The organism is Cupriavidus sp. PET2-C1 (genome assembly GCF_054515855.1).
In genome coordinates this window covers 1618052-1639770 of sequence record NZ_CM137259.1, presented here as the reverse complement: position 1 = coordinate 1639770, position 21719 = coordinate 1618052, and the positions used below count along the sequence as shown (strand labels likewise).

Genomic DNA, 21719 nt, shown 5'->3' with positions numbered 1-21719 from the left:
ACGTCAGGCACGGCGCTTCAGTGCGCTAGCAACAAAAAACCCGATCGGAAGATCGGGTTTTTTGTTTGTTGCCCGCCGCCCGCGCCAGGCGGTCAATCGGGCGCGGCTTCCCCCCCGGCGTCGTCAGCCGCCGGCGCGCTTTCGCCCTTGCGCAGCGACGCCAGGAAGTGGACCACCGTCTCGGCCTCGCGCGTGCGCTTGAAGGGCGGCAGGCTCTGCCAGATCTGGCGGCCGTAGGGCTTCTCCACCAGCCTGGTGTCGCAGATCACCAGCACGCCACGGTCGGATTCCGAGCGGATCAGCCGCCCGGCGCCCTGCTTGAGCGTGATCACGGCATGCGGCAGCTGATGCACGGCGAACGGGCTCAGGCCCTTCTTTTGCAGCACTTCCATGCGCGCCGCCAGCACGGGGTCGTCGGGCGGGGCGAACGGCAGCTTGTCGATGATGACCAGCGAGAGCGCCTCGCCGCGCACGTCGACGCCTTCCCAGAAGCTCTGGCTGCCCACCAGCACCGCGTTGCCAAGCTCGCGGAAGCGATCCAGCAATTCGGTACGGCTGGCCTGGCCCTGCACCAGCAAGGGCAGTTCCAGGCCGCGTTCCGCAAAGGCCTCGTAAAGCAGGTCGGAGGCGCGCTGCACTGCCCGCAGCGTGGTGCACAGCAGGAAAGCGCGGCCGCCGGCGGCCTCGATCAGCGGCAGCGCGGTCTGCACCACGGCGTCGGTGAACTGCGGCGACTGCGGCGCCGGCAGGTCGCGCGGCACATAAAGCAGGCCCTGCGTAGCGTAGTCGAACGGACTGGGCAGCGTCAGCGACTTGTCCTTGTCCAAGCCAAGCTGGGCCGCATAGTGCGTGAAATTGCCCTTCACGGATAGCGTGGCCGAGGTGAAGATCCAGGCACGAGGGTGCCCTTCGCGCTGGCGCGTGAAGATCGGTGCGATCGACAGGGGCGTGCGGTGCAACTGCACGGTCTGCGAGAACACCTCGACCCAGCGCACGGTTTCCGGCCCGAAGGCCGCGCTGGCCGGGGCTTTTTCATCGCCCTCGGCTGCGGCGGGTGCTGGCACCGCCTTGGCATCGTTGCGCCAGGCGGCCAGGCGCTGGTCGAGCTCCACCGCGCGGCGATGGCACTGCTCCAATGACTCGGCACGTTCGGCCTGGCTTTCCAGCAGGGTCACGAACTCCGACAGCGCGGTTTCGAGCGCATCCAGCGTCTCGAAGAATGGCTTGCCGATGCGGGGATCCGCCTCGATCTGGCTCACCGCCAGGCGGGAATTGTCCCGTGTGAAGGCCAGGCGCAGGTCCCGCGCGGCGCGCTCCAGGGGGGCCGCGATCCGCACCCAGTCGGCAGCGTCCCGCGCGTGCGAGAGGCCCTCGGCCACGGTGTCCCGCGCCAGTTCCAGCAGCTGGCTGGTGGACAGGCTCTCGCCGAAGAACAGCGTCGCCGTATCGGGCAACTGGTGCGCTTCGTCGAAGATCACCGTATTGGCCGCTGGCAGCAACTCGGCCATGCCCGTGTCACGCAGCACCACGTCGGCAAAGAACAGGTGGTGGTTGACTACCACGATGTCGGCCTGCTGTGCTTCCTTGCGGGCGCGCATCACAAAGCACTCTTTGTAGCTCGGGCACTCCGTGCCCATGCAGTTGTCGCGGGTCGAGGTAACCAGCTGCCAGACCGGCGCGTTTTCCGGCACCGAGGCCAGCTCGCCCTTGTCGCCCGACGACGTGACCTTGGCAAAGCGGGCGATCTCGCGCAGCCAGGCGGCATCCTGGCGCGAAGCCAGGCGCCCCTGGATCTCGGCGCGCTCCAGGTGGTAATGGCAGAGGTAGTTGGCCCGCCCCTTGAGCAGCGCCACCGACACCGGCACATTGAGCGCTTTGCGCACCGTGGGGATATCGCGCAGGAAAAGCTGGTCCTGCAGGTTCTTGGTGCCGGTGGAGAGGATCACCTTGCCGCCCCACAGCATGGCCGGAACCAGGTAGGCGAAGGTCTTGCCCGTGCCCGTGCCGGCCTCGACGATGACCGTGTCCGCGCGCTCGATCGCCCCGGCCACGGCGGCAGCCATCTGCTCTTGCGCCGCGCGCGGGCGATAGCCTTCGATGCCGGTGGCCAGTGTCCCGGTCTCGGCAAAGATAGTGGCCAGTTGGGCAGCGTGCGAAGCCGCCGTACCGGACGGCCCAGCAGCGCTGGCCGCCGGTGCTTCGGGCGAGTCAAGCGTAGCAGGCGTGTCAGGCGTAGCGGCGTGATCAGACGGATCTGACGTTACGGTGGCGGCGGGCAGGTCTTCGGAGTCGGGCAAGGCGAGGCTTTTTGGCGAGCCGCTTCAAGAGCGGCCCGGGGCAAGGGGAATCGGGGAATCAGGAAATCAGGCGGGCACGTCCGGCTCGAGCTGAAGCTGTAGCAAGGTAATCGCATCCTTGAGCTTGAGACGGCGCTTTTTCAGTCGGCGCAGTTGCAACTCATCGTGCGCGGCATCCGCCGCCATGCGGTCGATCAGGTAATCGAGATCGCGATGCTCGATCTGCAATTCCATGATCTGTCGCGATAAGGTATTCAGGTTGCGGTCCATGGGCTCCCCCGCTCAAAGCCGGCGCTGGGCGCCGGCGGGCCGGTACGGCAAATGACGTGGGCGCGGCCAGATGCATCGCGCCGACGTCTGGTACCGGCTATTGTCGCCGGTATTGCCCCCGGCTGTGGGCGCGGCGCTTAGCCGCTCAGAAACCGAAGGGACGTGGCGCGGACGCCTGACCCTGCTGCTCCTTGGCCTTGGCACGACGCTCGTCGACGTCTTTCTGCCGTTGCTCGGCGTCACGCTGCTTTTGCTCGTACGCCTTGACATTCTCCTGCCGCTGCTTGGCTTGCTGCGCGCCCTGCTCCTGGGCGGCCTTGACGCGGGCATCGAAATCGGCCTGCTTCTTGTCGTAGGCCTGGGCATTGGCGGCGCGCTGCGGCGCATCGGCCTCGTGCTGCGCATCGCGCAGTTTCTGCTCCTGCTGCTTGCGCTCGTAGCTTTCGCGGCTGGCGCGCTCGTTGGCGTCGCGGCCGGGCTGCTCCGCTTCGTACTGGGCGCGCTGGATCGCCTGCTGGCGGTCACGCTCGGCCGCCTTGAATGCGCGCTCCGCGTCACCGACCTCAAGCTCCCGCTTGCGCAGCACCTGCAACTCGGCACGCTGGGCGTCCTTGGCCTTGTCGATGCAATGCGTGACGAAGAACTTGTTGTAGCAATCGTGCTCGGCCGTGCCATAGCGATAGGTGGTCCAGGCGCGCGAGTCGCTGATGGCCTTGCGCTCCGCGGCGAAATCCCGGGGCGGCGTTTGCGCCGCGCCGGCAGCGGCAGGAGGCTGCGCGGCACCAGGTGCCGCCTGCGCCTGGCCGAGCGTTGGCAGGAACAACGCCGCCAGGCCAGTGGCAAGCACGGCAAGCCGCACCTGCGCGCGCAGGAAGCGGGCCGCGCGGAGCACAGCCGGAGTGGCGAGGCGGTCGGGGAACGCGGCCGCAAGGGCGGTCGGATGTGGCTTGACGATCATGCTTGGATTCTAACATCCGCCCTGCCGGTTGCCGTGCTTGTTGCCACGCTTGTTGACATACGGGCGGGCCGGCATCCCGGCGCGGCGCCACCGCCCCTGCGGGCGCCCCGGGTCACGCGGGCAACCCCCTGCCCAAGCGCCTCGCCGCGTGGCGGCAAGCTTGTGGCAAAATGCCCCGCTTTCGACCGACTGTTTTCCTGATGTCCACTCTGCCAGCTTCCGTCATGCAAAAGATCGTGTCGCTCATCGCGGCCGAACTGTCCGTCCAACCCCGCCAGGTGGCGGCGGCCGTAGAACTGCTCGACGAAGGCGCGACCGTGCCGTTCATTGCGCGCTACCGTAAGGAAGTGACCGGCAACCTGGACGACACGCATCTGCGTAATCTGGAAGAACGCCTGCTCTATCTGCGCGAGATGGAAGAGCGCCGCGCCACCATCCTCGCCTCGATCGAGGAACAGGGCAAGCTGACGCCTGAGCTGCGCGCAGCCGTCGAAGGCGCAGAGACCAAGCAGGTCCTGGAAGACCTTTACCTGCCCTACAAGCCCAAGCGCCGCACCCGCGCCCAGATCGCGCGCGAATGCGGGCTGGAACCGCTGGCGCTGGCGCTGCTGGCCGACCCCACGCTGGACCCGCAGGCCGAGGCCGCCAAGTACGTCAACGGCAACCCCACCGCCGACGGCGGCGTGCCGGACGTCAAGGCCGCGCTGGATGGCGCGCGCGACATCCTGTCGGAACAGTTTGGCGAAACCGCCGAGCTGCTCGGCAAAGTACGCGAGCACCTGTGGAGCCAAGGCCTGGTTACCTCCTCGGTGATGGAAGGCAAGGAAGGCGCGGAAGAAGAGAAATTCCGCGATTACTACGAGTACAGCGAAACCATCCGCACCATTCCGTCCCACCGCGCGCTGGCGCTGTTCCGCGGCCGCAATGCGGGCGTGCTGATGGTCAAGCTCGGCCTGGGCGAGGAACAGGATGCGATGGTGCCGCACCCGTGCGAAGGCATGATCGCGCGCCATGTCGGCATCCAGAACCAGAACCGCCCGGCCGACAAGTGGCTGGCCGACGTCTGCCGCTGGTGCTGGCGCGTCAAGGTGCAGCCGCACCTGGAAACCGAGCTGCTGACCCAGCTGCGCGAAACCGCGGAAGGTGAAGCCATCAAGGTGTTCGGCCGCAACCTGCACGAGCTGCTGTTGGCCGCGCCGGCGGGCCCGAAGTCCGTGATGGGCATCGACCCGGGCATCCGCACCGGCTGCAAGGTGGCCGTCGTCGACGCCACCGGCAAGCTGATCGACACCGCCACCATCTACCCGCACGAGCCGCGCCGCGACTGGAACGGCTCGCTCGCCACGCTGGCGCGCATGGCCAAGCAGCACAATGTCATGCTGGTCTCCATCGGCAACGGCACCGCCAGCCGCGAAACCGACAAGCTGGTGCTGGACCTGATGAAGGCATTGCCCGAAGCCAAGCTGACCAAGATCGTGGTCAGCGAAGCCGGCGCCTCGGTGTACTCGGCATCGGAGCTGGCCGCCAAGGAATTCCCGGACCTCGACGTATCGATCCGCGGCGCGGTCTCGATCGCGCGGCGCCTGCAGGATCCGCTGGCGGAGCTCGTCAAGATCGATCCCAAGTCGATCGGCGTGGGCCAGTACCAGCATGACGTGAACCAGCGCGAACTGGCCCGCGCGCTGGACGCCGTGGTGGAGGATTGCGTGAACGCCGTGGGCGTGGACGTGAACACCGCCTCGGCCCCGCTGCTGGCCCGCGTATCCGGCCTGAACACGGTGCTGGCGCGCAATATCGTCGAGTACCGCGATGCCAACGGGGCCTTCCCCAATCGCGCCGCGCTGAAGAAGGTGCCGCGACTGGGCGACAAGACGTTCGAGCAGGCCGCTGGCTTCCTGCGCGTCAACGACGGCGACAATCCGCTGGACCGCTCCTCGGTCCACCCGGAAGCCTACCCGGTGGTCAAGCGGATCCTCGACCAGATCAAGAAGGGCCTGCCGGAAGTGATGGGCAATCGCGAAGCGCTGCGCGGCCTGTCGCCGACATCCTTCACGGATGAGACCTTCGGCCTGCCGACCGTGCGCGACATCCTGTCCGAACTGGAAAAGCCGGGCCGCGACCCGCGCCCCGAGTTCAAGACCGCCACCTTCCAGGACGGCGTGGAAGACATCAAGCACCTGCAGCCGGGCATGGTGCTCGAAGGCGTGGTCACCAACGTTGCCGCCTTTGGCGCGTTCGTCGATATCGGCGTGCACCAGGACGGACTGGTCCACATCTCCGCCCTGTCCACCAAGTTCATCAAGGATGCGCACGAGGCGGTCAAGGCTGGCCAGATCGTCAAGGTCAAGGTGATGGAGGTGGACGTCAAGCGCAACCGCATTGGCCTGACCATGCGCCTGGACGACGAGCCCGGCCAGGGCCCGGTCCGCGCGGGCCAGGCCGACCGCGGCAACGCGCCGCGCCCGGGTCAGGGCCAGCGGCCCGGCCAGGGCAAGGGGTTCGGCGGCGGCCAGCGCCGCGATGAACCGTCGGGCGCCATGGCGGCAGCCTTCGCCAAGCTCAAGCGCTGAGCCTCGCAGGACTGACGTAAAAAGCCCCTGTGTCATGTGCACAGGGGCTTTTTTTCTTTCTGCGGGCCAGTGAGGCGAGCGGTGAGGCTATCCCGGCCGCTACTGCGGCATGCGATCTGAGGGGGCTGCCGTCAGATCTCCACCTTGGTTCCCAGCTCAACCACACGGTTGGCCGGAATCTGGAAGAAGTCCGAGGGCTTGGCACCGTTCTGATGCATCCAGGCGAACAGGCTTTCGCGCCACATCGACATGCCCGGCAGCTTCGACGGAATCACCGATTCGCGGGCGATGAAGAACGAGGTTTCCATCAGCTCGAACTGCATGTTGAGCTTGCGCTGGGCCAGGTCCAGCACCCGCTGCACATCCGGCGTTTCCTTGAAGCCGTACTCGGACTTGAGGATGAACACGCCGCCGCCAAGATCCTTGCACGTCAGGCGATGGTCATCGTCCACGTAGGGCACGTCGCGCGTGACAAAGCTCAGGAACACCACGCGCTCATGCAGCACGCGGTTGTGCTTGAGGTTGTGAAGCAGCGAAACCGGCACCGACTCGGTGTTGCCGGTCAGGAACACCGCCGTGCCTTCGACCCGATGCGGCGGGTGCGCCAGCAGGCCACCGATAAACGGCTCGAGCGGAATGCCGTCTTCCAGGCTGCGCGCGCGCAGCAGCTTGCGCCCGCTGTGCCAGGTCATCAGCAGGAAGAAGGCGGTGCCGCCCATCAGCAGCGGGAACCAGCCGCCCTCGGCGATCTTGAGCAGGTTGGCCGAGAAAAACGCCAGGTCGACCAGCAGGAAGGTCAGGCCGATCAGGGTCACCAGGATCGGGTTCCACTTCCACACGTTGCGCATGACCACGGCGGCCAGGAACGTGGTGATCACCATGGTGGTCGTCACCGCGATACCGTAGGCGGCGGCCAGGTTGTCGGATTTCTTGAAGGCCACCACCACGATCACCACCAGCACCAGCAGGAGCCAGTTGATGACCGGCAGGTAGATCTGGCCGATTTCAGCGTCCGAGGTATAGCGGATGCGCATGCGCGGCACAAAGCCCAGCTGGATGGCCTGGCTGGTCAGCGAGAAAGCACCGGAGATGACGGCCTGCGAAGCGATCACCGTGGCGCACGTGGCCAGCAGCACCATAGGAATCAGCAGGGGCTGCGGCACCATCAGGTAGAACGGGTTGCTGACGGCTTCGGGGTTCTGCAGCAGCATCGCGCCCTGGCCGAAGTAGTTGAGCATCAGGCAAGGCATCACCACCGCGAACCAGCCCGTGCGGATCGGCCGGATGCCAAAGTGGCCCATATCGGCGTACAGCGCTTCCGCGCCGGTCAGCACCAGGAACACCGAGCCAAGCACCACGAAGGCCTGCAGCGAATGCTCCATCAGGAAGGTCACCGCGTAGTACGGGTTGACCGCCATCAGGATCGCGGGCACGTGCATCATGTGATACACGCCCAGGGCGCCTAGCGCGGCGAACCACACCATCATGATGGGCCCGAACAGCTTGCCCACCGCGGCGGTGCCGCTGCGCTGGATCATGAACAAGGCCACCAGGATCACCAGCGTGATCGGTATGACGAAGTGCGTAAGCCCGGGTGCGGCGATCTCCAGGCCCTCCACCGCGGACAGGACCGAGATCGCCGGGGTGATCACCGCGTCGCCATAGAACATGCAGGCGCCGAAGATGCCGAACATCATCAGCAGCTTTGCCATGCGCGAGCGCGGCGCCGCGGTACGCAGCGCCAGCGCCATCAGGGCCAGGATGCCGCCCTCGCCGTCGTTGTCGGCGCGCATGACGAACATCACGTACTTGAGCGAAACCACAATGATCATCGCCCAGAACAACATGGAGATGATCCCCATGACGGCGGCGTCGCTAAAGGGGATGCCGTGCTCGGTGCTGAAGCACTCCTTCAGGGCGTACAACGGGCTGGTACCGATATCGCCGAAGACGACGCCGATCGCCCCGATCACCAGCGCACGCTTGCTGGGACTTTCGACGAAATAATGACTGGATGCGGGCTGGGTCATGGATAAGGGTAAGGTTGAAAGGCTCGCGCAACCGCATCGGCGCACGGATATGTGCGCCCGGGATGGCGCAACGGCACCGTGCGGCTATTGCATTGCACAAACGCGCGCCATTCTAGATGAAGTGCCGGGTAACGACCACTAGGGAGCATCCCGCCTTGAGGAACCTGCCTCGTGCTGGTGACGTGGCAAGCATGCGAGGGAAGTCCCGCCCGGTCAAGCGCTTGCGCGGGGTGGACCACCAAATCGCCCACGAATAGGGGGATACGCACGTTGCTGCACCGCCACAAATTGTGTGCAGTTAGTCACAATTGAACAGGGATCGTGTGCGGATCAAACGCCAAGATAGCGATCCAGCAGGCCGGGTTCCACCGCCAGTTCGCTCGCAGGCCCGTTCATGACGACCATGCCCTTCTCCAGCACCACCACGCGATCCGCATTGGCCAGCACCGTGCGGTAGTTGCGATCCACCACCACGGATGCAATGCCGGTGGCGCGCACGGTGGCAATGACCTGCCAGATCTCGGCGACAATGCGTGGCGCCAGGCCTTCGGTCGCCTCATCGAGGATCAGGCAGTCCGGGTTGGTCATCAGGGCCCGTCCGATCGACAGCATCTGCTGCTCGCCGCCGGACAGTTGCTGCCCACCGTGGCCAAGGCGCTCCTTGAGGCGCGGGAACAGGTCCAGCACCCTTGCCTCGTCCCAGTCCATCCGGCCGGACGGCCCTTTGCGCGCCGCCATCAAGAGGTTCTCGCGCACCGAGAGATTGGGGAAGATGCCCCGTCCTTCGGGCACATAGGCCACGCCCAGGCGTGCCACTTCATAGGGCTGCGCACGGGAGACGTCGCGCCCGCCGGCAAGGATGGTGCCCTCGCGCTGCCGCACATGGCCCAGGAGGGTACGCAGCAGCGTGCTCTTGCCCATGCCGTTGCGCCCCAGCAAGCCCACGGTCTCGCCTGTGCCGACGCTGAAATCGATCCCGCGCAGGACGTGGCTGCTGCCATACCAGGCATGCACGCCACGTGCGGCAATCATCTCGCTTTGCGCGCTCATGCTGCCTGCTCCCTATGCAGGGCCGCCTGGCGGGAATCTGCCCTCTCCTCACCCCCTTCACCCTCCTCGCCCAGGTAGGCCTGCTGGACTTCGCGATTGACGCGGATCGCATCGGGATCGCCCGAGGCGATCACCGTGCCGTTGACCATCACCGTGATCCGGTCCGCCACGGAGAACACCGCCTCCATGTCGTGCTCGACCAGCAGCACCGCATGGCCATCGCGCAGCGAACGCAGCAGCGCAAGCATGCGCGCCGACTCCTCCGCGCCCATGCCGGCCAAAGGCTCATCCAGCAGCAGGACGGTGGGCTGGGTGGCCAGGCACATCGCCACCTCGAGCTGGCGCTTCTGGCCATGCGACAGCGCCGTGGCAACGGTATCCGCGCAGCCTGCCAGGCCGGCGCACTCCAAGGCTTCGTCGCCCAGCGCGCGGCTGGTGCGGCAACGCTGCGCGCCCTCCCACAGCCGCCAGGCCCGCTGCGCGCGCGACTGTGCCGCCAGGCGGCAGTTCTCGCGCACCGTCAGCGGCAGGAAGATATTGTTGCGCTGGTAGCTGCGGCCCACGCCTTCGCGCGCCAGGCGTGGTTGCGACCAGCCGGTCACGTCGCGCCCCTGCAACTGCAACGCGCCAGACGACGGCGGCAGCTCGCCCGATAACATATTGATCAGCGTGGACTTGCCCGCGCCATTGGTGCCGATCACAGCGTGGATCTGATGCAAGGCCAGGTCCAGGTCGACGTCGCCCACCGCGGTGAGGCCACCAAAGCGGCGCGTCAGCTTGCGGGCCGACAAGACCGGTGCGGGTACAGGTACGTGTGTGTTCATCGTGATCCTCCTTGGCGCCGGCGCGCGGCACCACGGGCCAGGCTGATCAGTCCATGCGGCAGCAAGGCCACCGCCAGGATGACAAAGCCGCCCATCAGCAACTGCCAGTGCTTGGTCAGCGTGCTGAACCACTCCGCGAGCAAGACGAAGGAGAAGGCCCCCAGCACCGCGCCCGCCAGGCTGCCGGCCCCACCCAGGATCACCATCAGCATGGCGTTGCCGGACTGGTGCCAGGATGCGATCTCCGGATTGACGAAGCCGTACTGGATGGCATACAGGTAGCCGGCCAGGCCGGCGAAGGTGCCAGCCACCACGAAGGCGCCAAGCTGGTAGCGATAGGTGGCATAGCCGGCAGCGCGCATGCGTTGCTCGTTGTGCTTGATGCCCACCAGCGCATGGCCGAAGCGCGAGCGCAGCACCACCGCCAGCCCCGCCACCGTGAGCACCAGCGCGCCGAGCACCAGCCAGTAGAAATGCGTGACGTCGTTGACGTCGAACCGGTGCGCCCCCAGCAGGCCGAACTCCGGCCGGAAGTAGATATAGGTACCGTCGCTGCCGCCCGCGATCTTGGTGTCGTGAAAAACGAAATACACCATCTGCGCGAAGGCCAGCGTGACCATGATGAAATAGATGCCGCGCGTGCGCAGCACCAGCGCGCCCACCACCAGCGCCAGCGCCGCCGCCGCGCCAAGCGCGCCCAGCAGCAAAAGCCAGCCGTTGCCCGGACCGGCCTGCGGCGCCATCATCGCGGTGGCGTAGGCGGCCATGGCAAAGTAAGCCGCATGGCCCAGGCTGACCAGCCCGGTGTAGCCGATCAGCAACTGCAGCGACAGCGCGAAGATGGCCATGATCATGACCTTGCTGACCAGCTCGATGTAAAAGCGCTGCCCATCCGAATTCAGCAGCAGCGGCAGCGCTGCCAACACCGCAAACGCGGCCAGCCAGCCCAGGCTGCCCAGCCAGGGCATGGGCCCGCTGCGCGCGCGCGCCGGCCCCTCCAGTGCATTGGTATCGCTCGGCATATTCCTACCCCGCCTTGAACAAGCCCTGGGGTTTCCAGAGCAGGATGAGTGCCATCAGCAGGTAGACCAGCACGCCGGAGGCCTCCTGCCAGAACACCTTGCCGAACGTATCGACGAAACCCAGCAGCAGCGAGGCCACCATGGCCCCCTTGACCGAGCCGATGCCACCGATCACCACCACCACGAAGCACACGATCAGCACCTGGCTGCCCATGCCCGGATAGACCGAGGACACCGGCGCGGCGATCATGCCGGCCAGCACCGCCAGGGCCACGCCCAGCGCAAACACGAAGCGGTACAGCACCGTGACGTTGATGCCCAGCGACTGCACCATCTCGCGGTTGGTGGCGCCGGCGCGAATCATCATGCCCAGGCGCGTGCGGCGGATGACCAGGTACATGGCCGCGGCCACCAGCAGGCAGATCGCGGAGATGAACAGGCGATAGACCGGATAGGTCATGTCATTGCCGATCGGCAGGGCCCAGTCGAGCATGGCCGGCACGGTCACGCCATGTACGTCGTCGTCCACCAGGATGCTGCGCAGCTCCTCGAACACGAGGATGAGCCCGTAGGTCATCAGCACCTGCTGCAAATGCTCGCGCTCGTAGAGATAGCTGAAGAACACCCATTCCAGCACGTAGCCGAACGCCACCGCCAGCACGATGCCCAGCGGAATGGCGATCAGCAGGCTGCCGGTCAGCCCGGCCAGCGTGAAGGCCAGGTAGGCGCCCAGCATGTAGAAGCTGCCGTGGGCGAGGTTGATCACGCCCATGATGCCGAAGATCAACGTCAGGCCGCTCGCGACAAGAAAGAGCAGCAGGCCGTACTGGATGCTATTGAGGCACTGAATGAAGAAGGAAACGATATCCATGGATATCCATGCGGCAAAGCGGCAACTCGGTTGCGGTATGCGGCCCGGCTGGCGCCGGGCCGGACTTCGGCACGGCGCCCTGGCGGCGGCGGGCCACTGCGTTCACCCGCTCAGAGCCGGCAGCCGCGCGCCGGATCGGCCAACGCCTTCACCGCGACGGCGCCCAGCTTGTTCTCCCGGCCATCGACTTTGCGCAGGTAGAAATCCTGCACCGGATTGTGCGCTTTCGACAGCGTGAACGTCCCGCGCGGGCTATCGACCTTGGTTTGCTCCATCGCCTTGATGACCTCGGCCTTCTTGCTCATGTCGCCCTTGACCGCCCCGGCGCCGGCGCCCAGCAACTGCGCAGCGTCGTAGCCCTGCACGGCGTACACGTCGGGTTGCAGCTTGTAGGCCTTGGCGTATTCCAGGCGGAAGCGCTTGTCGCGCGGGTTGGACAGGCCATCGGCATAGTGCAGCGTGGTTTCGATGCCTTGCGCCGCGGCGCCCTGTGCTTCCAGCGTGCCGTCGGTGAGGAAGCCCGACGCGTAGAGCGGAATCTTGTCCTTGAGGCCCGCCGCGGCCCAGTCCTTGACGAACTTCACGGCGCCGCCGCCGGCGAAGAACACGAAGACCGCATCGGGCTTGATCGATGCGACTTCGGTGATCAACGCCTGGAATTCCACGTTGGGGAACGGCAGGCTCAACTCCTTCACCACCTTGCCGCCCTTGGCCTCGAAGGCTTCCTTGAAGCCCTTGACCGACTGCTCGCCGGCTGCGTACTTCCACGTCAGCGTGACCACCTTCTTCATGCCGCGCTCGGCCAGCACATGGCCCATGGCGTAGCCCGGCTGCCAGTTCGAAAACGAGGATCGGAAGATATTGGGGCCGCACAGCGGGCCGGTGGCTTCATCCACGCCCGCATTGGGAATGATCAGCAGCGTGTTGTTTTCCTTGGCCACCTTGACGATGCCCATCTGTACGCCCGAGTGCACCGTGCCCACCACCACGTCGACCTGGTCGCGCTTGATCAGCTTGGTGGCGTTCTCCGGCGACTTAGCCGGATCGGACTCGTCGTCCACCTTGAAATACTCGATCTCCCGCCCGCCCAGCTTGCCGCCCTGCTCCTGCACGTACATCTTGAAGCCATTCTCGATGGCGTTGCCCAGCGATGCATAGGTGCCCGTGTAAGGCAGCATGAAGCCAACCTTGATCTTGCCGGTACCCTGGGCATTGGCGCCAGCGGCAAAGGCAAGGGATGCAGCGATGGCTAGGCATGCGGGGGCCAGCCCGCGCGATGTGAAGCGATGCATGGATGTCTCCTGGTGGTCAAGCCGACTTCCGTCGCCTGGGCCGGCATCGCCAGCCTGCGGGACTCCCATCCGTGCGCGGCATTCGCAGACCTCGCGAGCTGCCGGACGGGGGGAACTGCAGGCCAACGCGCAGGGGGCGCGAAATTATTTTAGGTATGAAGTATGTGCCGTTATAAACCTGACTGCCGCGTCCGTCAACGGCCCGGGCTGGTCGCGGTGAGGCGAGTGGCCGCATCGCGGGAGTTTAAGCAGGACGGTTTGTGGCGCATATCGATGGATACCCTCAATCTGCGCCATGGTGCCGTATTCGTCGTCCTCGCCTTGCACCGCCAGCACGGGACATTGGATCTGCGCCAGCAGCGGATGCAGGTCGAAGGCGCGGAACGCCGGATCGAGCCAGATATCGTTCCAACCCCAGAAGGCGGAATCCACATCGTCGTGATGGCGCGCCAGCTTGCTGCGCAGGTCCGTCTGCAGATAGGTCTCGCGGGTGGCCCGGATGCTGCTCACCGAGAGATCCTCCACCAGGATGTGCGGCGCCAGCACGGTGATGCCATCGACCGCCTGCGGGAAACTCGCGGCATGAATCAGCGCGATCGAGCCGCCGTCGCTGTGGCCGAACAGCCAGGGCTTGCCGTGTTTGCGTCCCGGCCCGATCTCGAGTGCATCGAACAGCGCCGGCAGTGCCTCGCGCGCCTGGCGATGCATGAAATCGACGCCCCACTTTTCCGGGGCGGGACGCGGGGTGGAGCGCCCATAGCCATAGCGCGACAGCACCAGCCCGCGAAAGTCGCCGGCCTCGCACAGCGCGGCGGGATAGTCGCGCCACATACTGATCGAACCCAGCCCTTCGTGCAGGAAGACCACCAGCGGGCGCTCCTGCCGCTGCGGCCGCAGCCACTGGATCTCTACCTGGATACGGCGGCCATCGAACGGAATTTCCACCAGATCGCTTTGCATGCCCTTGCCCTTCATCATCGGCCTGTCGTCGCCGGCACGATTGCCGGCTCCGCAGGCACGCCCCCGGCAGCCGCGTGCGCGGCCGCCTCACGCTGGCGCAGCCGGAAGCGCTGGATCTTGCCGGTGGCCGTCTTCGGCAATTCAGCCACGCACTCGATCTGGCGCGGATACTTATACGGGGCCAGCCGCGACTTGACGAACGCCTGCAGCTCGGCCGCCATGCCCGCATGCCAGGACTGGCCGGGGCGCAGCACCACGAACGCTTTCGGCTTGACCAGTTCGTCGGCATCGGCCACACCGATCACCGCCGCCTCCAGCACGGCCGGATGCAAGGCCAGCACGGCCTCGACCTCGAATGGCGATACATAGATGCCACCCACCTTGAGCATATCGTCGCTGCGCCCGGCGTAGATGAAGTAGCCATCCGCATCCTGCTGGTACTTGTCGCCGCTGCGGGTCCATTCGCCCACGAAGGTGTCGCGGGTCTTGTCGCGGTTGCCCCAGTACATCAGCGCGGCGCTCGGGCCCTTGATAAAGAGGTCGCCAATCTCGCCCGGCGCGCAGGGCTGGCCCGCTTCATCCAGCAGCTTCAGCGCGTAACCGGGCACCGGCTTGCCGGTGGTGCCGTAGCGCACGTCGCCGGGACGGTTCGACAGGAAGATGTGCAACATCTCGGTGGAGCCAATGCCGTCGAGGATGTCGCAGCCAAAATGCGCGCGGAAACGGTCGCCGATATCCTTGGGCAGCGCCTCTCCCGCCGAGGTGCAAACGCGCAGCGCAACGTCCGGCCGCCCCGGCAGGTCGCTCGCGGCCAGCATGCCGGCATATAACGTGGGCACGCCGCAGAACACCGTCGGGCGCTGCTCGCGCAGACGGCGGAACACCGCTTGCGGCGTGGGACGTTCGGCCATCAGCACGGTGGTGGCGCCAACGGCAAGCGGAAAGGTCAGCGCATTGCCCAGGCCGTAGGCGAAGAACAGTTTCGCCGCGGAAAAAACCACATCGTCTTCACGCAGGCCAAGCACCTGGCGCGCATAGAGATCGGCGGTATGGAACAGGTTGCCATGCGTGTGCACGGTGCCCTTGGGGCGGCCCGTGGAGCCGGAGGAATACAGCCAGAAGGCGATGTCGTCCGGCCGCGTGGCGGCGGCGCCTTCCAGCGGCATGCCCTGCCCGGCCATCTCGGCCACGCTCGGCCCCGGGCCGGCACTACCGGCATCCGGTGCGGCGAGGATCAGCGCGGGCGCGGCGCCAGCTTTGCCGATGGCATCGCGCATGACGCTGGCCAGCGGCGCCGAGACCACGGCCGCGCGCGCGCCGCTGTGGTCCAGCATGTAGGCGTAGTCGTCGGCGGTCAGCAGCGTGTTGACGGCCACGGGCACCACGCCGGCCAGCAGGCAGCCGAGAAACACCGTGGGAAAATCGATGGTATCCAGCGCGCACAGCAGCAGGCGCTCCTCGGGGCGGATCCCGGCATGCAGCAGGGCGGCGGCAAAGCGCCGGCAGCGCTGGTCCAGCGCGGCGAAGGTGAGCGGGCCGGCATCGTCCACATAGGCGACCTTGTCGGCGCGGCCTGCCGCCAGGTTGCGCGACAGCAAGTCGGCGGCGGCGTTGTAGCGGGCCGGCAGTACGGAAATGGCCGCCGCAGTAGCAGCAGTAGCCGTAGCAGCACTAGTCGCATCGGCCGCCGGGGACGGGGATGCAATGGGGGGCGTCATGTCTCCACTCCTCGATGCCGTCCCCGGGTCACACTTCGCCGTGGGGACGGAGTCAGGTTTGTCGTGATTTTTTGTTTTTCTTCTTGACCTGCATTTGTCGATGCATTTTATTGCATATCGCCTATTATGCAAGCAGAGAAATGCACTATATGACACGATGGCCGCGTCCCTTATAATCGCAACCCCGATCCCGGCCCCAACCGCTCCCATTCCCCATCCAGACCCGCCCGCCATGCGCCGCGACCCAGACCCACTGCTGGCCCCCGACTCCTCCGACGCCCGCCCTGCCGGCGAGCGCGATCCCTACCTGACGCAGCTCGGCGAGCGCATCCGCTCGCTGCGCGCGGCGCGGGGCATGTCGCGCAAGGACCTCGCACGCGGCGCGGAGGTGTCCGAGCGCTACCTCGCCAACCTGGAGACCGGCACCGGCAATGCATCCGTGCTGCTGCTGCGCCAGGTGGCGCGCGCGCTGGATGTGCCGCTGCCGGTGGTGCTGGCGGAGATGGAGACCCAGCACGCTGCTGGTGGCCAGCCTGCCTCGGAGTTCTCGCAGCTGGTGCAGTGGCTGGCGCAACTGCCCGCGGCCGACCTGTCACGCGTGCGTGAGGCTTGCCACCATGCCCTGGCGCCCTCGGCCTCCCACGACGCGCGCCATCGCCGCATTACGCTGATCGGGCTGCGCGGCGCCGGCAAATCCACACTCGGGCGGGCGCTGGCCGCGGCCATGGAAGTGCCCTTCGTCGAACTCAACGGCGTCATTGAGCAGGAAGCCGGCGCCAGCCTGGCCGAAATCCACTCGCTCTATGGGCAGGCCGCCTACCGCCGCTACGAGATGCGCGCGCTTGAACGCGTGCTGCGCGAGAACGACCGCATGGTGCTTGCCACGCCCGGGAGCCTGGTCTCGGAGCCCTCCACCTTCAACCTGCTGCTGGCACGCTGCTACACGGTCTGGGTGAAGACCTCGCCCGAGGAACACATGGCGCGGGTAGTGGCGCAGGGCGACATGCGCCCGATGGAAGGCAACCGTGAAGCCATGGACGATTTGCGCCGGATCCTGCTGGCGCGCACCCCGCTGTACTCCCGCGCGGATGTGACGATCGACACCAGCGGCCAGGATCCCACCACCTCCCTGCAGGCCTTGCGTGCCCATCTTCGCGTGATTGGCGCGTGATTGGTGCCTGGTTGGCCTGATTGGCGCCTGGGCATCGCGCAAGGATTGCGCCGGCCAGCTTTGTGCACTATATTTCATCACAAGGGATGATCGACAATATAATGCATAAAGGAGACCACGATGTCCGCCCCGGCCGCTCCCACCGCCACCACCTCCACTGAGCAAGCCCCCGTCACCTTTGAGCGCGACCCCGCGCAATACCGGCACTGGAAACTGACGTTCGCTGGCCCGGTGGCCACGCTGTCCATGGATGTCGACGAAGACGGCGGCCTGCGCCCCGGCTACGCCCTCAAGCTGAACTCTTACGACCTCGGCGTGGACATCGAGCTGCACGACGCCGTGCAGCGCATCCGCTTCGAGCACCCGGAAGTGCGCACCGTGGTCCTCACCAGCGCCAAGGACCGCATGTTCTGCTCAGGCGCCAACATCTTCATGCTCGGCAAGTCGTCGCACGCCTGGAAAGTGAACTTCTGCAAGTTCACCAACGAAACCCGCAACGGCATCGAGGACGCCAGCCGCCACTCTGGCCTGAAGTTCATCGCGGCCTGCAACGGCACCACCGCCGGCGGCGGCTACGAGCTGGCTCTGGCCTGTGACGAGATCGTGCTGGTCGACGACCGCTCCTCCGCCGTCAGCCTGCCCGAAGTGCCGCTGCTGGGCGTGCTGCCTGGCACCGGCGGGCTCACGCGCATCACCGACAAGCGCCGGGTGCGCCGTGACCACGCCGACATCTTCTGCACCACCACCGAGGGCGTGCGCGGGCAGCGGGCGCACGACTGGAAGCTGGTCGATGCCGTGGTCAAGCCGGCGCGCTTCGCGGAGCATGTGCAACAGCGCGCGCTTGCGCTCGCCGCGCAGAGCGACCGGCCCGCCGGCCAGGATGGCGTGAAGCTCACGCCACTGTCGCGCAGCCAGGATGCGCACGGCTACCGCTATGACACGGTCCAGGTGCATATCGACCCGCATGCCCGCAAGGCCACGCTGACGGTCTTCGGTCCGGCCAGGCACCAGCCGCAGGCGCTGGCCGCGATCCTTGCCGCCGGCGCCGACTGGTGGCCGCTGAAGATGGCGCGCGAGCTCGACGACGCCATCCTCACGCTGCGGGCCAACCATCTCGACATTGGCATGTGGATCCTCAAGACCGAGGGCAACCCCCAGCAGGTGCTGGCCACCGATGCGCTGCTGGATGCGCATGCCGGCCACTGGTTCGTGCGCGAGACCATCGGCATGCTGCGCCGCACGCTGGCACGCCTGGAGGTGTCGTCGCGCACGCTGTTTGCGCTGATCGAGCCGGACTCCTGCTTTGCGGGCACGTTGCTGGAGCTGGCCCTGGCCGCCGACCGCAGCTACATGCTGCACCTGCCCGACGCGCCGGACGATGCGCCGCGCGTGTTCGCCAGCGCCGCCAACTTCGGGCGCTATCCGGGCGTCAACGGACTGACCCGGCTGGCCGCGCGCTTCTACCAGGACGAGGTGGCAATGCAGGCCGTGCAGGACCATATCGGCGCGCCGCTCGACGCCATCAGCGCCGCCTCGCTCGGCCTCGTCACCGCCACGCCCGACGACATCGACTGGGAAGACGAGATCCGCATTGCCATCGAGGAGCGGGCCAGCCTGTCGCCCGACGCCTTGACCGGACTCGAAGCCAACCTGCGCTTCGGGCCGGTGGAGACCATGGAGACCCGCATCTTCGGCCGCCTCACCGCTTGGCAGAACTGGATCTTCAACCGGCCCAACGCGGTGGGCGAGCAAGGCGCGCTCAAGGTGTTCGGCTCGGGCAACAAGGCCCGCTTCGACTGGGACCGCGTCTGAGCCCGTTTGCCCGTCCGGACCACGCGTCCACACGTCCACGCAATAAAGAACGAGACAAGGAGACACCCCCGTGAGCATCGACTACAGCCAGAAGATCCCGAACAACGTTAACCTGTCCGACGACCGCGCGCTGCAGCGCGCGCTCGAGCACTGGCAGCCCGCCTTTCTCGACTGGTGGCGCGACATGGGGCCCGAAGGCTCGCACCAGCACGATGTCTACCTGCGCACGGCGGTCTCGGTCGATCCTTCCGGCTGGGCGCACTTCGACCACGTCAAGATGCCGGACTATCGCTGGGGCATCTTCCTCCAGCCCGCCGACCCGGCACGCCGCATCCATTTCGGCGAGCACAAGGGCGAAGCGGCCTGGCAGGAAGTGCCGGGCGAGCACCGCGCCAACCTGCGGCGCATCATCGTCACCCAGGGCGATACCGAGCCGGCCTCGGTGGAGCAGCAACGCCACCTGGGCATGACCTGCCCCTCGCTCTACGACCTGCGCAACCTGTTCCAGGTCAATGTGGAAGAAGGCCGCCACTTGTGGGCCATGGTGTACCTGCTGCATCGCCATTTTGGGCGCGACGGGCGCGAAGAGGCCGAGGCGCTGCTGGGACGGCGCTCCGGCGACGAGGACAACCCGCGCATCCTGGGCGCCTTCAACGAGCGCACGCCGGACTGGCTGGCCTTCTTCATGTTCACACACTTCACCGACCGCGACGGCAAGTTCCAGCTCTGCGCGCTGGCCGAATCCAGCTTCGACCCGCTGGCGCGCACCACGCGCTTCATGCTGACCGAAGAAGCCCACCACATGTTCGTCGGCGAGTCCGGCATCTCCCGCGTGATCCAGCGCACCTGCGAAGTCATGCGCGAGCGCGATATCCAGGATCCCGCGGACGTACGCGCCGCTGGCGTGATCGATCTCGATACCATCCAGCGCTACCTCAACTTCCACTACAGCGTGACCATCGACCTGTTCGGCGCCGACCAGTCGTCCAACGCCGCCACCTTCTACAGCGCCGGGCTCAAGGGCCGCTTCGAGGAAGGCAAGCGCGGCGACGACCACGTGCTCAAGGGCGACGTCTACCGCATCCTCGACGTCACCGACGGCCGCCTGGGCGAGCGCGAGGTGCCCATGCTCAACGCGCTCAACGAGGTGCTGCGCGACGACTACGTCAAGGACACGCTCGGCGGCGTGGCGCGCTGGAACAAGGTGATCGAAAAGCACGGCATCGCATTCCGCATGGCGGTGCCGCACAAGGCATTCAACCGCAAGATCGGCAGCCTGGCCAATGTCCATGTCTCGCCGGCTGGCGAGCTGCTCACCGAAGCGCAATGGCAGGCCGGCGAGCGCGCGTGGCTGGCAACCGACGAGGACCGCGCCTTCGTGGCCTCGCTGATGGGCCGGGTCACCGAGCCCGGCAAGTACGCCAACTGGATCGCTCCGCCGGTGGTGGGCGTCAACCGCCAGCCGATGGATTTCGAGTACGTGCGCTTCAACTGACCCAGACCAGCCCGGACTGACCCACGGGCAACATGCGGCGCAGCACCGGCGACAGACCGGCCGCGCGCCAAGGAGACCAAAGAGATGGGCGCCCCCGACATGATCAAGCAGCACCTGATCGACCCCGAGATCTGCATCCGCTGCAACACCTGCGAAGACACCTGCCCGATCGACGCGATCACCCATGACGACCGCAACTACGTGGTCAGGGCCGACGTGTGCAACGGCTGCGGCGCCTGCCTGGGGCCGTGCCCCACCGGCGCGATCGACAACTGGCGCACGATGCTCAAAAGCGAGGCCTATCCGATCGAGGCGCAGTTGCTATGGGACGAGCTCCCCGCCAGCCTGCCCTTGCCCGCGGACACGGGGCTCGATAGCGCGCCGGATCCGGCTTCGCCGCAGACCGGGCCGGAGCCGCAAACCCAGCAGGTGGAAACCAGCCGGCATACCTCGCCCAAGGCGCCGTGGTCGGCGGCGCATCCGTATGTCAACCTGCATGGCGTGCGCGCCCCCGTCACCGCCACCGTGGCCGGCAACTACCGCCTCACCGCCGACGACGCATCGAGCGATGTGCATCACATCGTGCTGGATTTCGGGCAGCACTTTTTCCCGGTGCTGGAAGGCCAGGCCATCGGCATCGTGCCGCCCGGCACCGACTTCAACGGCAAGCCACACTACATCCGCATGTACTCGATCGCCAGCCCGCGCGACGGCGAGCGGCCGGGCTACAACAACCTCGCGCTTACCGTGAAGCGCGTCGAGCAGGATCATGAAGGGCAACCGGTGCGCGGCGTGGCGTCCAACTTCCTGTGCGACCTCGCGCGCGGCGACGAAGTGCGCGTGGTCGGCCCGTTCGGCACCACCTTCCTGATGCCCAACCACCGCGAAGCCAGTGTGATGATGATCTGCACCGGCACCGGCTCGGCCCCGATGCGCGCCATGACGGAGCACATGCGGCGCAACCTCGAGCAGTTCGACGGACGGCGCCTGTTGTTCTTCGGCGCCCGCAACGCGCGGGAACTGCCCTACTTCGGCCCGTTGATGAAACTGCCGCCGAGCTTCCTCGATATCCATCTCGCCTTCTCGCGCGATCCCGGCCAGCCCCGGCGCTATGTGCAGGACGCCATCCGCGAAGCCGGCGCGCGCGTGGCGGCACTCCTCAACGACCCGCACGGCCATGTCTACATCTGCGGCCTCAAGGGAATGGAAGACGGGGTGCTGGCTGCGTTCGCAGAGGTCTGCGCCAGCGCCGGGCTGGCCTGGGGTGAACTGGAAGCTGCCATGAAGACGGAGGGACGGCTGCATATCGAGACGTACTGATCCGGCGCAAGGCCTCGCTGCGTTGCGCCCCACACCCGCGCAACGCAGAGCGCCACAGA

16 protein-coding genes are annotated in these 21719 nt (G+C 66.6%); 5 read left to right on the top strand and 11 right to left on the bottom strand.

The window, feature by feature from the left end:
- Nucleotides 1–92: 92 nt before the first annotated feature.
- The 3 genes from ACX12D_RS07540 to ACX12D_RS07530 form a co-directional block, all read right to left on the bottom strand.
- Nucleotides 93–2297: an ATP-dependent DNA helicase gene (locus ACX12D_RS07540; RefSeq protein ID WP_459373497.1), complete on the bottom strand. Its 2205-nt coding sequence runs from the start codon at nt 2295–2297 to the stop codon at nt 93–95.
- 66 nt (nt 2298–2363) lie between these two features.
- Nucleotides 2364–2567 carry a DUF465 domain-containing protein gene (locus ACX12D_RS07535; protein WP_150987726.1) on the bottom strand — a complete coding sequence of 68 codons (204 nt, stop codon included), beginning with the start codon at nt 2565–2567 and terminating at the stop codon, nt 2364–2366.
- Between the two features lie 145 nt (nt 2568–2712).
- Nucleotides 2713–3525, bottom strand: a complete 813-nt coding sequence (locus ACX12D_RS07530; protein WP_459373495.1) for a hypothetical protein — start codon at nt 3523–3525, stop codon at nt 2713–2715.
- Between the two features lie 200 nt (nt 3526–3725).
- Between ACX12D_RS07530 and ACX12D_RS07525 the strand changes: the two genes are divergently transcribed.
- Nucleotides 3726–6095, top strand: coding sequence for a Tex family protein (locus ACX12D_RS07525; protein ID WP_459373494.1), 2370 nt, complete (start codon nt 3726–3728; stop codon nt 6093–6095).
- A gap of 131 nt (nt 6096–6226) precedes the next feature.
- On the opposite strand, the gene ACX12D_RS07520 is transcribed toward ACX12D_RS07525, so the two are convergent.
- From ACX12D_RS07520 to ACX12D_RS07485, 8 genes are all read right to left on the bottom strand, one after another.
- Nucleotides 6227–8125, bottom strand: a complete 1899-nt coding sequence (locus tag ACX12D_RS07520) for a potassium transporter Kup (RefSeq protein WP_459373493.1) — start codon at nt 8123–8125, stop codon at nt 6227–6229.
- Nucleotides 8126–8455: 330 nt separating this feature from the next.
- Nucleotides 8456–9175: an ABC transporter ATP-binding protein gene (locus ACX12D_RS07515; RefSeq protein ID WP_459373492.1), complete on the bottom strand. Its 720-nt coding sequence runs from the start codon at nt 9173–9175 to the stop codon at nt 8456–8458.
- A complete protein-coding gene (locus tag ACX12D_RS07510; protein ID WP_459373491.1) occupies nt 9172–9999 on the bottom strand; it encodes an ABC transporter ATP-binding protein in 828 nt (275 codons plus the stop codon). Before ACX12D_RS07510 ends, ACX12D_RS07515 begins: the two co-directional genes overlap by 4 nt.
- Nucleotides 9996–10967, bottom strand: coding sequence for a branched-chain amino acid ABC transporter permease (locus tag ACX12D_RS07505; protein ID WP_459373957.1), 972 nt, complete (start codon nt 10965–10967; stop codon nt 9996–9998). The genes ACX12D_RS07510 and ACX12D_RS07505 overlap by 4 nt, the downstream gene beginning before the upstream one ends.
- Before the next feature lie 58 nt (nt 10968–11025).
- Nucleotides 11026–11892 carry a branched-chain amino acid ABC transporter permease gene (locus ACX12D_RS07500; RefSeq protein WP_150987739.1) on the bottom strand — a complete coding sequence of 289 codons (867 nt, stop codon included), beginning with the start codon at nt 11890–11892 and terminating at the stop codon, nt 11026–11028.
- Between the two features lie 110 nt (nt 11893–12002).
- Nucleotides 12003–13184, bottom strand: a complete 1182-nt coding sequence (locus ACX12D_RS07495) for an ABC transporter substrate-binding protein (RefSeq protein WP_441630658.1) — start codon at nt 13182–13184, stop codon at nt 12003–12005.
- A 144-nt stretch (nt 13185–13328) separates the two neighbouring features.
- Complete coding sequence (locus tag ACX12D_RS07490; RefSeq protein ID WP_459373956.1) at nt 13329–14144, bottom strand: alpha/beta fold hydrolase; 816 nt, start codon at nt 14142–14144, stop codon at nt 13329–13331.
- A 14-nt stretch (nt 14145–14158) separates the two neighbouring features.
- A complete protein-coding gene (locus ACX12D_RS07485; RefSeq protein ID WP_459373490.1) occupies nt 14159–15862 on the bottom strand; it encodes a benzoate-CoA ligase family protein in 1704 nt (567 codons plus the stop codon).
- Nucleotides 15863–16094: 232 nt separating this feature from the next.
- Here ACX12D_RS07485 and ACX12D_RS07480 point away from each other — a divergent pair, with 232 nt between their 5' ends.
- The 4 genes from ACX12D_RS07480 to boxA all read left to right on the top strand — a co-directional run bounded on the left by ACX12D_RS07480 (nt 16095) and on the right by boxA (nt 21660).
- Nucleotides 16095–17033 carry a helix-turn-helix transcriptional regulator gene (locus ACX12D_RS07480; protein ID WP_416048198.1) on the top strand — a complete coding sequence of 313 codons (939 nt, stop codon included), beginning with the start codon at nt 16095–16097 and terminating at the stop codon, nt 17031–17033.
- A 120-nt stretch (nt 17034–17153) separates the two neighbouring features.
- Nucleotides 17154–18845, top strand: a complete 1692-nt coding sequence (gene boxC, locus ACX12D_RS07475; protein WP_459373489.1) for a 2,3-epoxybenzoyl-CoA dihydrolase — start codon at nt 17154–17156, stop codon at nt 18843–18845.
- Between the two features lie 70 nt (nt 18846–18915).
- The gene (gene boxB / locus ACX12D_RS07470; RefSeq protein ID WP_459373488.1) at nt 18916–20340 is read left to right on the top strand and encodes a benzoyl-CoA 2,3-epoxidase subunit BoxB; all 1425 of its coding nucleotides are present in this window, start codon (nt 18916–18918) and stop codon (nt 20338–20340) included.
- A gap of 84 nt (nt 20341–20424) precedes the next feature.
- Nucleotides 20425–21660, top strand: coding sequence for a benzoyl-CoA 2,3-epoxidase subunit BoxA (boxA, locus tag ACX12D_RS07465; RefSeq protein WP_459373487.1), 1236 nt, complete (start codon nt 20425–20427; stop codon nt 21658–21660).
- Nucleotides 21661–21719: the final 59 nt, after the last annotated feature.

Excerpts from the sequence above, each read along its gene's own strand:
- ACX12D_RS07495 (WP_441630658.1), bottom strand. The coding sequence starts at position 13,184 with ATGCATCGCTTCACATCGCGCGGGCTGGCCCCCGCATGCCTAGCCATC.
- boxC (WP_459373489.1), top strand. The coding sequence starts at position 17,154 with ATGTCCGCCCCGGCCGCTCCCACCGCCACCACCTCCACTGAGCAAGCC.
- ACX12D_RS07500 (WP_150987739.1), bottom strand. The coding sequence starts at position 11,892 with ATGGATATCGTTTCCTTCTTCATTCAGTGCCTCAATAGCATCCAGTAC.
- boxA (WP_459373487.1), top strand. The coding sequence starts at position 20,425 with ATGGGCGCCCCCGACATGATCAAGCAGCACCTGATCGACCCCGAGATC.
- ACX12D_RS07515 (WP_459373492.1), bottom strand. The coding sequence starts at position 9,175 with ATGAGCGCGCAAAGCGAGATGATTGCCGCACGTGGCGTGCATGCCTGG.
- ACX12D_RS07530 (WP_459373495.1), bottom strand. The coding sequence starts at position 3,525 with ATGATCGTCAAGCCACATCCGACCGCCCTTGCGGCCGCGTTCCCCGAC.
- ACX12D_RS07520 (WP_459373493.1), bottom strand. The coding sequence starts at position 8,125 with ATGACCCAGCCCGCATCCAGTCATTATTTCGTCGAAAGTCCCAGCAAG.
- ACX12D_RS07505 (WP_459373957.1), bottom strand. The coding sequence starts at position 10,967 with ATGCCCTGGCTGGGCAGCCTGGGCTGGCTGGCCGCGTTTGCGGTGTTG.
- ACX12D_RS07525 (WP_459373494.1), top strand. The coding sequence starts at position 3,726 with ATGTCCACTCTGCCAGCTTCCGTCATGCAAAAGATCGTGTCGCTCATC.
- ACX12D_RS07535 (WP_150987726.1), bottom strand. The coding sequence starts at position 2,567 with ATGGACCGCAACCTGAATACCTTATCGCGACAGATCATGGAATTGCAG.
- ACX12D_RS07510 (WP_459373491.1), bottom strand. The coding sequence starts at position 9,999 with ATGAACACACACGTACCTGTACCCGCACCGGTCTTGTCGGCCCGCAAG.
- ACX12D_RS07485 (WP_459373490.1), bottom strand. The coding sequence starts at position 15,862 with ATGACGCCCCCCATTGCATCCCCGTCCCCGGCGGCCGATGCGACTAGT.
- ACX12D_RS07480 (WP_416048198.1), top strand. The coding sequence starts at position 16,095 with ATGCGCCGCGACCCAGACCCACTGCTGGCCCCCGACTCCTCCGACGCC.
- ACX12D_RS07490 (WP_459373956.1), bottom strand. The coding sequence starts at position 14,144 with ATGCAAAGCGATCTGGTGGAAATTCCGTTCGATGGCCGCCGTATCCAG.